General features: G+C 68.6%; 12 protein-coding genes. 3 read left to right on the plus strand and 9 right to left on the minus strand.

Annotated elements, in window-relative coordinates:
- Positions 1-92: 92 nt before the first annotated feature.
- Positions 93-866 carry an SIMPL domain-containing protein gene (locus A7A76_RS13045; protein ID WP_206411591.1) on the minus strand — a complete coding sequence of 258 codons (774 nt, stop codon included), beginning with the start codon at positions 864-866 and terminating at the stop codon, positions 93-95.
- A gap of 159 nt (positions 867-1025) precedes the next feature.
- Here A7A76_RS13045 and cls point away from each other — a divergent pair, with 159 nt between their 5' ends.
- From cls to A7A76_RS13060, 3 genes are all read left to right on the plus strand, one after another.
- Positions 1026-2474 (plus strand): cardiolipin synthase, encoded by a 1449-nt coding sequence (gene cls / locus A7A76_RS13050; protein WP_206411592.1) that lies wholly within the window; start codon positions 1026-1028, stop codon positions 2472-2474.
- An 844-nt stretch (positions 2475-3318) separates the two neighbouring features.
- Positions 3319-3582 carry a hypothetical protein gene (locus tag A7A76_RS13055; RefSeq protein WP_074871305.1) on the plus strand — a complete coding sequence of 88 codons (264 nt, stop codon included), beginning with the start codon at positions 3319-3321 and terminating at the stop codon, positions 3580-3582.
- Positions 3583-3695: 113 nt separating this feature from the next.
- The gene (locus A7A76_RS13060; RefSeq protein WP_206411593.1) at positions 3696-4451 is read left to right on the plus strand and encodes a pyridoxine 5'-phosphate synthase; all 756 of its coding nucleotides are present in this window, start codon (positions 3696-3698) and stop codon (positions 4449-4451) included.
- Between the two features lie 2341 nt (positions 4452-6792).
- Here A7A76_RS13060 and A7A76_RS13065 read toward each other — a convergent pair.
- From A7A76_RS13065 to A7A76_RS13100, 8 genes are all read right to left on the minus strand, one after another.
- On the minus strand, positions 6793-7197 hold the full coding sequence (locus A7A76_RS13065) for an ExbD/TolR family protein (RefSeq protein WP_206411594.1): 405 nt from the start codon (positions 7195-7197) through the stop codon (positions 6793-6795).
- A gap of 207 nt (positions 7198-7404) precedes the next feature.
- The gene (locus tag A7A76_RS13070) at positions 7405-7821 is read right to left on the minus strand and encodes an ExbD/TolR family protein (RefSeq protein ID WP_206411595.1); all 417 of its coding nucleotides are present in this window, start codon (positions 7819-7821) and stop codon (positions 7405-7407) included.
- Positions 7822-7836: 15 nt separating this feature from the next.
- Complete coding sequence (locus tag A7A76_RS13075; protein WP_206411596.1) at positions 7837-8250, minus strand: ExbD/TolR family protein; 414 nt, start codon at positions 8248-8250, stop codon at positions 7837-7839.
- A 43-nt stretch (positions 8251-8293) separates the two neighbouring features.
- On the minus strand, positions 8294-9043 hold the full coding sequence (locus A7A76_RS13080) for a MotA/TolQ/ExbB proton channel family protein (RefSeq protein WP_057949725.1): 750 nt from the start codon (positions 9041-9043) through the stop codon (positions 8294-8296).
- A gap of 84 nt (positions 9044-9127) precedes the next feature.
- Positions 9128-9805: an energy transducer TonB gene (locus A7A76_RS13085; RefSeq protein WP_074871294.1), complete on the minus strand. Its 678-nt coding sequence runs from the start codon at positions 9803-9805 to the stop codon at positions 9128-9130.
- Positions 9806-9951: 146 nt separating this feature from the next.
- The gene (locus A7A76_RS13090; protein ID WP_206411597.1) at positions 9952-11160 is read right to left on the minus strand and encodes a tetratricopeptide repeat protein; all 1209 of its coding nucleotides are present in this window, start codon (positions 11158-11160) and stop codon (positions 9952-9954) included.
- A gap of 137 nt (positions 11161-11297) precedes the next feature.
- Positions 11298-12101, minus strand: coding sequence for a M48 family metallopeptidase (locus A7A76_RS13095; protein WP_206411598.1), 804 nt, complete (start codon positions 12099-12101; stop codon positions 11298-11300).
- Between the two features lie 81 nt (positions 12102-12182).
- The coding region (locus A7A76_RS13100; protein ID WP_241200921.1) for a CPBP family intramembrane glutamic endopeptidase at positions 12183-12974 on the minus strand (792 nt) is incomplete at its 5' end.

Consider the following 12974-nt stretch of genomic DNA (forward strand, 5'->3'; position numbering starts at 1 on the left):
GTAGGAGCGGCGCAAGCCGCGACCGCGAACCGACAACCTCTACGCCCGCCCGGAACCCCGCGCGACCGCCAACCCCCCCCTGCGCCGCCCCGCTACTCGATCGCAAAACTCGCATTCACCGTCGCACTGACGCTGATCTGCCCCACCGCCAGCGTCCCGCCGTCCTCGCCGGCGCCGCCACCACCGCCCTGCTGGACCACGTTCTGCAGCGCCTGCCCGCCGCCGGTGTTGCCCCACCAGCCGCTGCCGCGCCACCAGCCGCCGGAGTAGGACTCCGACACCGCCTGCACCTCGCCTCGGCGCACGCCCAACTCGCCCGCCAGCGCGTCGGCCTTCTCGCGCGCGGCGCGGATCGCCAGCGCGCGCGCGGCGTCGCGGTGCTTGCGCAGCTGCGAGGTGCGGAACTCGACCCCGTGCACGTACTGCACGCCGTTGGCCAGCAGCCCGGCCAGCACGTCTTCGTAGGCGCCGACCCGGCTCAGGCGCACGCCGATGCTCTTGCGCACCACGTAGAACTGCGGGCGCAGGCGTTCGGCGAGCTTGAGATCGTTGTCGTAGGGATAGCGCGGCTCGATGTTGACGTAGTCGGTCTGCACGTCCTTGTCGGGCACGCCGCTGGCGCGCAGGAACGCCAGCGCCTTGGCCACGTCGGCGTCGTTGGCGCGCTTGGCGTCGGCCAGCGCGACCGCGCGCGATTCCACGCCGACGCTGAGCAACACCTCGTCCGGCGGCACCTTGATTTCGGCCGAACCCGACACGCTGATCGCGCGCGGATCCAGGCCGGACGCCGGCGCGCGCGGCGCGGCGGAAGCGGGCGCGGCGGCGAGCAGCGCGGACAACAAGCACCAGCGGGCGAAATGCGGCATGAGGCGTGCTCCAGTCGGGCCGGGAAGGGACGAGCAGGGCTAACGCGCGGCCGGCGGCGACGGGGTCGAGGCGCGGCGAAACGACCGACCGCGCGCTATGCGCTGACCCTCGCACGGGCTAGCCTAGCCCGGCGCCGGCCGCGGCCGCGCCACCCTCCGATGGAGCTTCCCGTGCCCGACTCGCTGACCGCCCTGTGGCAGGACCTGGTCGACATTCCCCACATCGGTTTCTACCTCACCGCCGGCTGGGCGATCTATCTGGTCTGGCTGAGCACCTGGATCGTGCTGCAGAAGCGCGAACCGGTCGCGACCCTGAGCTGGCTCTTCAGCCTCGCCCTGCTGCCCTACATCGGCTTTTTGATCTATTTCTTCTTCGGCCCGCAGCGCATCCACCGCCAGCGCCTGCGCCGGGTGCGCGCGCGCGCCGCGCTGCCGGCGCCGCCGCCTGGGCTGACGCCGTCGCCGGAAGCGATCGAGCTGTCGCGCCTGGGCCAGGCCACCACCGGCCTGCCGCCGACCACCGCCACCGACGCGCGCCTGCTGATCGACGGCGGCGCCAAGTACGCCTCGCTGCTGGCCGACATCGCCCAGGCGCGCGAGCACATCCACCTGGAGTACTACATCTATCAACCCGACGGCATCGGCACCGCGCTGCGCGATGCGCTGGTCGAGCGCGCCCGCGCCGGGGTCAAGGTGCGGCTGCTGCTCGACGCGGTCGGTTCGGGCAGCACCTCGCAGCGCTTCCTGAAACCGCTGATCGATGCCGGCGGCGAGGCCGCCTGGTTCCACCCGATGAAGCTGCGCTGGCTCTGGCACCGGCCGTGGCTCAACCTGCGCACCCACCGCAAGATCGTCGTTATCGACGGCCGCGTCGGCTACACCGGCGGCATCAACATTACCGACGAAGAGGACGAGCGCGCGCGCAAGGACGCCTACCGCGACCTGCACCTGCGCCTGGAAGGCGACGTGGTGCGCGAGCTGGAACTGGTCTTCATCGAGGACTGGTGCTACGCCACCGGCCAGCCGCCGCTCAAGCAGCTGCATCTGGCGCCGCAGCCGGGCACGATCGCCGCGCAGGTGGTCAGCTCGGGCCCGGATTCGAACTGGGAAGCGATCCACCGCGTCCACGTCGGCGCGATCCACGCCGCCCGCCAGCGGGTGTGGCTGGTGACACCGTACTTCGTCCCCGGCGAAGCCGCGCGCATGGCCCTGACCTCGGCCGCGCTCGGCGGCCTGGACGTGCGCCTGCTGGTGCCCAAGCTCAGCGACAGCCGCCTGGTCACCTACGCCGCGCGCTCCTACTTCGACGAACTGCTCGACGCCGGCGTCAAGATCCACGAATACGGCCCGCGCATGCTCCACACCAAGGCGCTGCTGTGCGACGACGAGAGCGTCATCATCGGCTCGGCCAACTTCGACCACCGCAGCTTCCGGCTCAACTTCGAGATCTCGGTGATGTTCTACAACGCCGACCTCGGCGGCCGCCTGGCCGCGCTGATCGAACAGGAATGCTCGCGCGCCCCGCGCGTACGCAACGACCGCAACCGCTCGCTGTGGCGCGTGCGCCTGCCCGAAGCCCTGGCGCGACTGGTCTCGCCGCTGCTGTAACCCCGCCGCCCGCGCCGCCGCCGCCGCTTCCTGTAGGAGCGGCGCAAGCCGCGGCCGCGGAGTTCCAAGCTCGCGCCGCACGCCGGAAGTCGCGGTCGCGGCTCGCGCCGCTCCTACAGTCGGACCTCGCTACCGCCTCGCACCCGAACCCGGCCAAGCGGCCATGAGCGCGCCCGATCACCGCGAAGCCGCAACCGCCCCCTGTAGGAGCGGCGCAAGCCGCGACCGCGGGATTCCAAGCTCGCGCCGCACGCCGGAAGTCGCGGTCGCGGCTTGCGCCGCTCCTACAGTCGGACCTCGCGACCACCTCGCACCCGAACTCGTCCAAGCCGCCGCGAGCGCGCCCAATCACCGCGAAGCCACAACCGCCCCCTGTAGGAGCGGCGCAAGCCGCGACCGCGGAGGTCCAACCTCGCGCCGCACGCCGGAAGTCGCGGTCGCGGCTTGCGCCGCTCCTACAGTCGGACCTCGCGACCACCTCGCACCCGAACTCGTCCAAGCCGCCGCGAGCGCGCCCAATCACCGCGAAGCCACAACCGCCCCCTGTAGGAGCGGCGCAAGCCGCGACCGCGGAATTCCAAGCTCGCGCCGCACGCCGGAAGCCGCGCTCGCCGCCGCGCCGCGCACCGCTCCAGCCAGTCCGCGCAACCACCCGCGCATTCAGCCCAATCGCCCGACCGCCACGCCGCCCCGATGTGCCGGCGGTCGCAGCCGCGCACCGCCCCGGCTGTAGCCTGCGCCGGCCCGCGCTACACTCGACCCGGGCCCGTCCGAGGCCCCCGCCCGGCCCGCCGCGACCGGCCCGGACAGGGGATACGCCGTTTTCGTCAGGGAGCACGCCGCAATGCCTTGGGTTTATCTGCTGCTGGCCTTCGCCGCCTTCGGGCTGGCGCTGAAGACCACCTCGCCCGCGCTGATGGCGGTCGGCCTGCTGGCCGCGCTCGGCCTGCTGATCGCCGGGGTCATGGGCCTGCTGGCGCGGCGCCTGGACAACCACAGCCGCGACGTGTCGTCGATGATCGACCCGGCCGAACTGCGCCGCCTGCGCGAACAGGCCGAAGCGCGCAAGCTCGCCGCCGCCAGCCAGTCCGAACCGCCGCAGCGCTGAGCGCGGCGGGCCGTCGCGTCCGCGGCCGCCACCTTTCGTTCGTCCACAGGCCGCGACCGCCGCGGCCAGATTGCGCACTCGCCGCTGGGCGCGGTGCGCGCTAGGCTTTGGCCATGACCGTCCTCAGCGTCAACGTCAACAAGATCGCGGTGCTGCGCAACTCGCGCGGCGGGTCCGAACCCGACGTGGTGCGCGCCGCGCGCGCCTGCCTCGACGCCGGCGCCCACGGCATCACCGTGCACCCGCGCCCCGACGCGCGCCACATCCGCGACTACGACGTCTACGCGTTGGCCGAACTCGCCCACGCGCGCGGCGTCGAGTTCAACATCGAAGGCAATCCGTTCGCGCCGCCGCGCGCCGGCTATCCCGGCCTGCTCGAACTCTGCCGGCGCGCGCGCCCGGCGCAGGCCACGCTGGTGCCCGACGGCGACGATCAACTGACCTCCGATCACGGCTTCGACTTCGAACGCGACGCCGCGGCGCTGGGCCCGCGCATCGCCGAACTGCGCGAACTGGGCTGCCGCGTCAGCGTGTTCGCCGACGCCGACCGCGACGGCATCGAGCGCGCGGCCGAACTCGGCGCGCAGCGGGTCGAGTTGTACACAGGCCCGTTCGCCGAAGCCTTCGCCGCCGGCGACGCCGGCACCGCACTGACCGAGTTCGCCGCCGCCGCGCGCCGCGCCCAGGTCGTCGGTCTCGGCGTCAACGCCGGGCACGACCTGAGCCAGGCCAACCTCGGCGCGTTCCTGCGCGCCGTGCCGAACGTGCTGGAAGTGTCGATCGGCCATGCGCTGATCGGCGAGGCGCTGTACGACGGCCTCGATGCGACGGTGCGCGGCTATCTGGCGGTGATGGCGGCCAGCCGCTGAGACGCGGCGACGACGTTCGAAGCATGCAGGCTTCGCGTCGGCGGGGCGGTCGACGCTGAGTTATCCACTGCCGCTGCGGCGGTGGAGGTGCGCGCCGATGAGATACCGCGCGGTTCGCTTCCGAAGCATGCAGGCTTTGCGTCGGCGGGGCGGTGGACACTGAGTTACCACTGCCGCTGCGGCGGTGGAGGTGCGCAACGATGAGATGCCGCGCGGTTCGTTACGGCGGCGGCGCGCTTGTGGATAACGGCGAGTATTCGCGGCGATTCGCCGCTGCATGGAACCGAGTGCGTCGACGTGTGCGCGTCGGCGCGGCTGTGGGCAAGCGGGTTTTCGACGGCGCCGCCCCGCGCGTATCCGCGCCAATGACGGGCGATTCGATTCCACACGTGTGGATTAGCCAGTCGCAAGTGACCGGTAGCGCGCTTGGCTGCGATATCCACCGCCCGCGACGTTCGCATCGAGGCGCACGCGAGCGCCGCATCGCCTGCGCGCTGTGGATAAGCGATCGTTCGTCATCGACGCTGCGCACCTGCCGCAGCGCTCCCGCGTCGCGGCGGCTGTGGACAAACAGATGTCGCCGCGCGGCTTGTGGACAACCGTGTTGCGCACACGGATTCGCAAACAGCGCGGTGGCGACCACACGAACGTCTTGTGGACAAGTACGAACGTCGAGTTCGCCAACCAGCGCGCAGCAAGCGTTTCGGCGCGATCCGCTTGTACGGCGATATCTGTGGACAAAGCGCGCGCGTCGCTGGTTCGCTCGGTTCGGCGATCACGCCCGCGGCGGAACGATCCGCTCGCGCGGGCGTCGCACGGGCTCGCTTGTACACGCGTCCTCGCAGCAAACTCATCCCGCGTCGCCTCCGCGCCGCGAACCCCGAAGGCGCGCTTGTGGACAAGCTTCGACCGCATCGGTTTCGACGACGCGCGAATCGTGCCGGTGGACAACGACGAACTCGTCCGCACTGTCGCATCACGATGTTTCGAGCATGGTGCGGATGCGTCGAGCCGCCGCGCAGGCCACACGGCGCACTCGCTCGCACCAGCATTTGTGGATAAGCATGGCGGGCGACGCGAACGCGTCGACCTACCCCGCGATGTCGCGCGGACCTTCACTTGCGCGATCGCCGCACCAGCGGCACTGCCGCTCAATGCGACCTGTGGATAAGGCGCGCTTCGCAGATCCGTCCATCGCCACGGCACTCCGACCGGAACGATGGCATCGCCACGACACCGCCGCGCGCGTAGCCGCGCCTGTGGACAACGCCCGATCCGCACGGCCGCGGTGCAACACCGCTGTGGACAGACAAACCGCCACGCCAGGCTCGCATCGCCCGCGCGCCGCGAAGCCGGCGCCGCACCGACAAGGCCGGGCGCATGCGCCGCGGTCGCGCCCACGCTGTGGACAAATACCCCAGCCACCGCGCCGCTTCGCGAGAACCGCCGCTATCACCGTCACGACAGATTCGGACAAGTGTCCGCTGCATCCTGCGATGGACTGCTCATCGACGCGCCGCATTCGCCGGCCCATCGCGGCCGCGGCGGGCTGCAAAGCCTTGTGGACAAGTCTTGTCATAAGTCTTCGCGCAGGCATCACAAAACCCACCAAATTCAGGTGTTTTTCTCGCTTTTTCGGCGAGGCCGGCATCGGTGTGGACAACTGTTCGAGGTACACGCTGTGCTGTGGCCGTCCGGTGGCGTATCCGGGGCCGAACGCGCACGAGACAGGCATAGGCTTCTGTGGAGGATGCGTTCTCGCCGGTGCGGCGTGGGGGAGCGCTTAGATCTGCAGAGGAACAGGCCGACTTATCGACACCTCGTCTCCGGTCGGCCGCCTCGCAGTTTCGTTTCAAGGTCGGGTGCCACCCCGAGCACAAGCTCGTTTGTTCGCTGCAACGGCGTGGCTGTGGACAGTAGCGTTCTGCGGCTGCCGACGCCCGACCACTGCACTTGCGCGAGCGCGCCCCACTTATGCACAGCGCGGCCGAATCGAGCGGGCCAGGTCCAGGCTCTGGACTTGTCCACATCTCGAACGACTGTGGATATCCCGCTCGCCCAGCTCCGTAGAACTCCGCTTGTGGACAAATCGCGATCGCGCCGGAAGGGTAGATCGGCCGTTCCGCAGTTCTCGCGGCGATGATGCTGTGGACAACTCCTGTCCGTCGCGTCGCTGCGGCCGGCCGCGTCGTACCAGCCGCCAAGTACGCGGCTCGTCGACGGCGATATCGCCGGGCGCACCGCTGTGGACAACCTGCGCCTTCGCGCCAAGGAAAACGGCCGCCCATCCGGCGGCCGTTTTCGGCGCGGCTTCGCAGCGGGCGCAAGGCCCGCAGCGGCCTTACCTCGTCGACAGATTACGGATCCCGGCCGCGTCCGCCGTGGCCAGCGCCTGGGCGAAGGCCTGGTAGTCCGCGTCGGCGTTGGTATCGACGCTCAACGCCAGGTCGGGATGCTCGGCGGCGAGCGCCGACAACGCAGCCGACAACTGCGCGCGCGTCATCGCCCGGCCGTCGAGCACGAAGCTGCCGTCCTGCTGCACGCTCAGCTCGGCTTTCGGCGGATCCACGACCTCGATCGGGGTGACGGTGGGCAGGCTGATCTTTAGCTGCCCGGTCAGCGCCGGCGCGGTCACCATGAAAATGATCAGCAGGACCAGCATCACATCGACCAGCGGGGTCACATTGATCTCGGCGACGGTCTCGTCGCGGAAACGGCCAGCAGCGGAATATGCGGAAACGGCCATGAGCTACCTCCATCCTTGGGGTGGGATACCCGCTTCGACGTTAATCCCGCCGCCCCCGGGTCCGCAAGCCGGCGCCTGCGAGCGCCCGCCGCGGAGGGCGGCCGTCCGCGGCCGCCGGCGGCTCCCGCGCCGCTGCGGCGAGGCCAAAAAAAAACGCCGCCCGGTGGGGCGGCGTTTCACGACGGTAAGCGTCGGTTCCGAGCGGAATTACTTCTGGACGAAACCGATCTTTTTCATGTCTGCGTTTTTGGCGTAGGCCAGCACCTTGGCGAGCACGCCGTATTCGGCGTCTTCGTTGGTGTCGATTTCTAGCAGAGGTTGGTTGGTGGGATCGCGCTGCACCGTTTCGTTCATCATCCCCGGGATCGCCGCGAGCGGCGTGGGGTTGTTGTTCCAGAACACCTGGCCGGTCGCGTCGATGCGCAAGGCGATCGGCGGCGGCGGCTCGGAGGTCTGCGGCGGCGGGTTGAGCGTCGGCTGCGGAAGATTGACGTCGATCGGATAGGACACCGTCGGCGCCGTGACCATGAAGATGATCAACAGCACCAGCAGCACGTCGACCAGCGGGGTGACGTTGATGTCCGAAATCGCGGCGCTATCGGAGGAGTTGTTGCTGAAAGCCATGTTCCCGATCTCCGATTAGCGTTCTTTGATCGCGACGAAGCCGACCTTACGCATGCCTTGCTTCTGCGCGATGGTCACCACGTTGTTGATCGTGCGGTACTTGGTCGTGCGGTCCCCGCGGACGTTGATCGGCGGCTGCGGGGTCTTCTGCGCTTCGACCGAAAGACGGCTCTCGAGCTGGTCGGCGGTGATCGGCTCGTCGTTCCAGTAGATATGACCGTCTTCTTGGATCGCCAAGGTGATCGGCTGCGTCTTCGGCGCTTCTTCGATCTTCTTCAGCGTGGCTTCGGGCAGCTTGATTTCGACCTTATGCGTCATCAACGGCGCCGTGATCATGAAGATGATCAGCAGCACCAGCATCACGTCCACGAGGGGCGTGACGTTGATTGTGGCCATCGGGCCGCCGGTGTCGCCTGAACTAAAGGCCATGTCCGAACTCCAGGAGCTACGCTAAAGGGGAGACGTGTTGCGCTTAGCGCTTGTTCGACACTTCGCCGACGCGCGAGCCGGTGGCGAAGAAGTCGTGCAGGTCGTGCGCGAAGGTGTCGAACTTGTTGTTCGTCACGCGGTTCAGACGCACGAAGAAGTTGTACGCGAGCACCGCCGGGATCGCGACGAACAGACCGATCGCGGTCATGATCAGCGCTTCGCCCACCGGGCCGGCGACGGCCTGGATCGAGGACTCGCCCGAGGCGCCCAGGCGCAGCAGGGCGTGGTAGATGCCCCACACGGTGCCGAGCAGGCCGACGAACGGAGCGGTCGAGCCGACGGTGGCGAGCACGGTCAGACCGGCTTCCAGACGCGAGCTCTCGCGGGTCACGGCCTGACGCAGGGCGCGATCGACGAACTCCGAGCGGTTCAGCGACTCGACCAGGCGCGAACCTTCGTGGCGCTGGTGGTGAGCGGCGGCCTGAGCGGCGTCCAGGGCGATCTTGGAGAACGGCTCGCTGCGCGGCTGCTCTTCCATGTAGCGGATCGCGTCCTGCGCGTTCGGGGTTTCCCAGAACGTGCTGACGACGCGGTCCGAGGAACCGCGCAGGCGCAGGTTCTTAACGAAATTGATGACGATCCAGTAGACCGACAGAACCGACATCAGCGTGAGCGTGATGAACACGATCCAGCCGACGAGGTCGAAGTTCTGCAACAGATGCGAAAAGCTCATCTGCTGGAGCGCTTCAGCGTTGGAGCCTCCGGCGGCGGCGGTGGTGGTTTGCTGCAGCATGACGCTTACCTTTGAATGTCGTGGAAAGGAAGAAAGGTTTTACGCGGAACGAACGACACAACTAGCGTGTCCAGCCGACCCCGATCAGGTCGGCGGGACGAAATCGACGGGGACGCGGACGCGGCTGGCGACCGGTTGACCGTTTTTCATTTCGGGGTTGAAGCGCCACTTGCGCGCGGCGTCCATGGCCGCTCGGTCCAGGTTGCGGTTGCGGCTGGACTTCTCGACCTGCACGTCCAGCACGTTGCCCTGGCCGTCGATGCTGATCACGAGGACTACGGTACCGCCCACGCCCTGGCGGGCTTCCGTCGGCGGGTACTTCGGCGGGTTCAGGCGACGCGAGGACGGATCCACGCTCGAGCCGATGTCGCTGGCCACCTGCGGCGGCGCGGGCGGAGCCGGCGGCGGCGCGGGCGGATCGATCGGGCTCGGATCGACGTTCTCGATCGGCGGCTGGTCCGGCGGCGGCGGCGTCGGAGTCGGACGCGGCGGCGACAGCTCCTTCGGCGGCTGCTTGATTTCCTTCGGCGGCTCCGGCGGCGGCGGCGGCGGCGGCGGGGGCGGCGGCGGCGGCTTGATGATGTTGACCATCGTCACCTCCTCCTTGTCCTGCTGCTGGGCGGGCGGAGTCATCGGGGCCAGCAACAACAGCAGCGCCGCAGCATGCACGGCGATCGCGCAGGTGATACCGGCAATACGTGCCCAGTTCAAGCCTTCGCGGTCGTCATCTTTCCTAACTTGGAGTTCGAGGTCTTGCGTCATGCCGTCAGCTCGGGAGGTGTTACCGGACGCCTGGGCGCCTCGGGCCATCGTTCGGTTCCTGCAACCGTTTCCAGTCGCGGGAACCTCCTAGCATATACCAAACCGCGTCACAGGTTCACAAGCGCGGCCGGCCCTGCACGCTGAAATTACTTGCCTTTCAGCGCGAGAATCTTGTTGGCGTCCTCGGGCTTCTTCACGCCCTTCGCGATCGCCTGCTTGGCGGCTTCCTTGGCCTCGGGAATGCGGTCTTCCTGCCACAGCACGCGGGCGAGATTCAGGTACGTCTCACCGTCCGGCGCGAGCGGAGCCGCCTTCTTGTACGCATCGACCGCGGGGCCGATCTGATCGGAGTAGTAATACGCCTGGGCCAGCGCGACGTAGGCCTGGTAGTCGGGCTTGAGGATGCCCTTCTGCAGACCCTCGTTGATGACCCCGATCGCCTCCTTCTCCTTCTTGTCGAGATTAAGGTAGGTGGCGTAAAGCTGACGATAATCCTTGTCTTCGGTGAACTGGCCGGCGGCGCGCATCTTTTCCAGCACCGCGGCGGCCTTGTCGAGCATGTCCGACTGCGAGTAGACCGCGGCGACGTTCATCTGCGCGCGCTTGTCGTTCGGATTCTTGGCGGCGATCGACTCGGCGACCTTGGCCGCTTCGGCGCCCTGGTTGTTCTCGACGTACGACGCCATCAGCAGCTGCAGCCATTCCTGCTTCGGCTCGGGCGAGGCGTCGACGGCCTGCTTGATGATCTTGGCCGCGTCGGGGTAGCGCTCCAGGCGGTACAGCGCATTGCCCTTGACGATCAGGTGCTCGGGCTTGGTGCTCTTGGACTCGTTGAGGAAGCGGTCCATGGTCGCCAGCGACTCGGCGTACTGCTCTTCCTGCAGCTGCAGCTGGGCCAGGACGAACATGCGGTCGAAGTGGGCGTTGTTGTCGAGGCCGTTGATCTCGATGGCCTTCTTCAGGTACTCGATCGCGGCCTTGTTGTCGTCGGCGTCGTAAGCGACCTGGAAGCCGATCTGCGCGGCGAAGGAGCGTTCGTACGCGTTGAGACCGGCGTCGGCGATGATCGCGTCGGCCTGGGCGCGGGCCTCCGGGAACTTCTCCTTGTCGAACGCGTCCATCATCTTCTGCAGCTTGGCGCCGCCCTTGGACGAGGCCTTGGCTTCCGGCGCGGTGCGGGTCGCGTTCGGGTACTGGTTTTCCTGCTTGGCCGGCTTGCTGTCCTTCGCGGCGCGGCGCTGGGCGCTGCGCTCGGAGGCGGTCTGGGCGTTGACCTGGGTCACGGCACCGAACACCAGCACCGCACCGATGGCGGCGGCGAGCAAGGTGCTGCGACGGGTGGGTTGCTTGTTCATGGACTCACCTTTCAAAGGGCTCAGCGGCCGCAGACCGGGGCCTCGCGGCGGGACCGGCGCAAGGCCAAGGGGCCGCCAACCTAACAGAAACTTGGGGCTGCGCGATACGGGTTCGGCCCGCCTTTTTCACGCAGCCATCATCCACACTTGGGCGTACGGCCGGCCGCCCGCGCCTGTTCGTAGACCGGGATCAAGGCGCCGGCGCGAGCGCCCAGTTCGTGGATGCGGGCCTGCGGGTCCGGGTGGGTCGACAGCCACTGCGGCGGGCGCGAACTGCTGGCCGCGATCATGTTCTGCCACAGGTCCACCGCCTGCCTCGGGTCGTAGCCCGCCTGGGCCATAAGTCGTTGACCCACCACGTCCGCCTCGCTCTCCTGGGTGCGCGACCCGGGCAGCAGGAAGGCGGTCTGCAAGGCCGCGCCGCCGAGCTGGCTGGTGGCGCCGGCGGCGCCGTCGCCGTAGCGCGCGCCGACCAGGCTGCCGAGCACGTTGAGCGCGACCTGGCTGCCCATCTGGCGGGTGATGCGCTCGTCGTGGTGACGCGAAACCACATGGCCGATTTCGTGCGAAATCACCGCCGCAAGTTGGTCCTGGTTCTTGGCGACGGTAAAAATCCCCGTGTTTACGCCAACCTTTCCGCCAGGAAGGGCAAAGGCGTTGGGGGAACTATCCACGAATACGGCCACTTCCCAATTGGCCTGCCAACCCGGCGGCAGTTCGCGCGTGATCGAGCTCACCACGCAGCGCACGTAGGCGTTCTGGCGCTGGTCGGTGCTGATACGCTCTTTCTTCTTGGCCTCGGCGAAGGCCTGCGCGCCCATTTCGTCGAGCTGGGCCTTGGAGACCCCGCCGACGTGCTGGGTGCGCCCGGTCGGCGAAGTGGTGGTGGCGCAGGCGGCGGCCAAGGCTGCGATCGTGAGCCCGAGCAGGATGCGTTTCATTGCCGGTTGTCCCCAAAGCGATAACGGCTTTGTAGCGCCGGCCGGATTAACGGATCGTCAATAGCGGCGCGGGCTGCGGGCTCAGACCCCGGCCATCATCGCCAGGCAGGCGATGAGGTTGTTGCCGGCGTGGGCCAGGTAGGACGTCCACAGGCTGCCGGTGCGGCGGTAGATCCAGGCGAAGATCGCGCCCATGGTCGCGTACACGCTCCACAGCACCAGCACGCCCCAGCCGCGGCCGGCGCCGAGCCCGGGCGGTTCGTGGACCAGGGCGAAGGCGACCGAACTCAACACCAGCCCCAGCCACGGCCGGCCCGCGGCCCACAGCCGGCCGAACAGCACCCGGCGGAACAGCAGCTCTTCGTACGCCGGGGCGATCAGCACCGCGAACCCCATCCACAACCAAGGCTGGGCGCGCAGCGGGTCGCCGAGCACCTGGTTGGTCGGGGTCGCGTCGATGCCCAGGCTCAGGCTCAGCTTGTCGGCCAGGGCGCTGAACGTTAACAGCGCGATGATGGCCGTTGCCATCCAGATCCAGGTCGATGGCTGCAACAACGCCCGCCAGGACGCGTTCCGCTCGACCGAATTCGCATTTCGACGAAAGTAGTAGACGATCAGCGCCGCGAACGCGGTCGCCGCGAGCCCGATCGCCAGCGAAACCGGCAGCGGCGGGCCGGCCTGCGCGGGCGGTGCGCCGCGCAGGCCCTGCAGGAAGCCCCAGGCGACGGTGCCGAGCACGCTGCCGCCGGCCATCAGGCACAGCCACAGCGACAGGTCGAGGAAGAAACCGGCCAGCGTCGGCAGCAGCGGCGCCGGCGGCGATGCGGCCGCGCGGGCGGCCGTTGGGTTGCTCGCGCCGTCGGCGGCGGGGCG

This window comes from Lysobacter enzymogenes (assembly GCF_017168095.1).
GTDB classification, from domain to species: Bacteria; Pseudomonadota; Gammaproteobacteria; order Xanthomonadales; family Xanthomonadaceae; genus Lysobacter; species Lysobacter enzymogenes_D.

Coding starts and splice junctions, on each gene's coding strand:
- A7A76_RS13080 (WP_057949725.1), bottom strand. CDS start 9,043: ATGCTGCAGCAAACCACCACCGCCGCCGCCGGAGGCTCCAACGCTGAA.
- A7A76_RS13085 (WP_074871294.1), bottom strand. CDS start 9,805: ATGACGCAAGACCTCGAACTCCAAGTTAGGAAAGATGACGACCGCGAA.
- A7A76_RS13090 (WP_206411597.1), bottom strand. CDS start 11,160: ATGAACAAGCAACCCACCCGTCGCAGCACCTTGCTCGCCGCCGCCATC.
- A7A76_RS13075 (WP_206411596.1), bottom strand. CDS start 8,250: ATGGCCTTTAGTTCAGGCGACACCGGCGGCCCGATGGCCACAATCAAC.
- A7A76_RS13095 (WP_206411598.1), bottom strand. CDS start 12,101: ATGAAACGCATCCTGCTCGGGCTCACGATCGCAGCCTTGGCCGCCGCC.
- A7A76_RS13070 (WP_206411595.1), bottom strand. CDS start 7,821: ATGGCTTTCAGCAACAACTCCTCCGATAGCGCCGCGATTTCGGACATC.
- A7A76_RS13055 (WP_074871305.1), top strand. CDS start 3,319: ATGCCTTGGGTTTATCTGCTGCTGGCCTTCGCCGCCTTCGGGCTGGCG.
- A7A76_RS13045 (WP_206411591.1), bottom strand. CDS start 866: ATGCCGCATTTCGCCCGCTGGTGCTTGTTGTCCGCGCTGCTCGCCGCC.
- A7A76_RS13060 (WP_206411593.1), top strand. CDS start 3,696: ATGACCGTCCTCAGCGTCAACGTCAACAAGATCGCGGTGCTGCGCAAC.
- A7A76_RS13065 (WP_206411594.1), bottom strand. CDS start 7,197: ATGGCCGTTTCCGCATATTCCGCTGCTGGCCGTTTCCGCGACGAGACC.
- cls (WP_206411592.1), top strand. CDS start 1,026: ATGGAGCTTCCCGTGCCCGACTCGCTGACCGCCCTGTGGCAGGACCTG.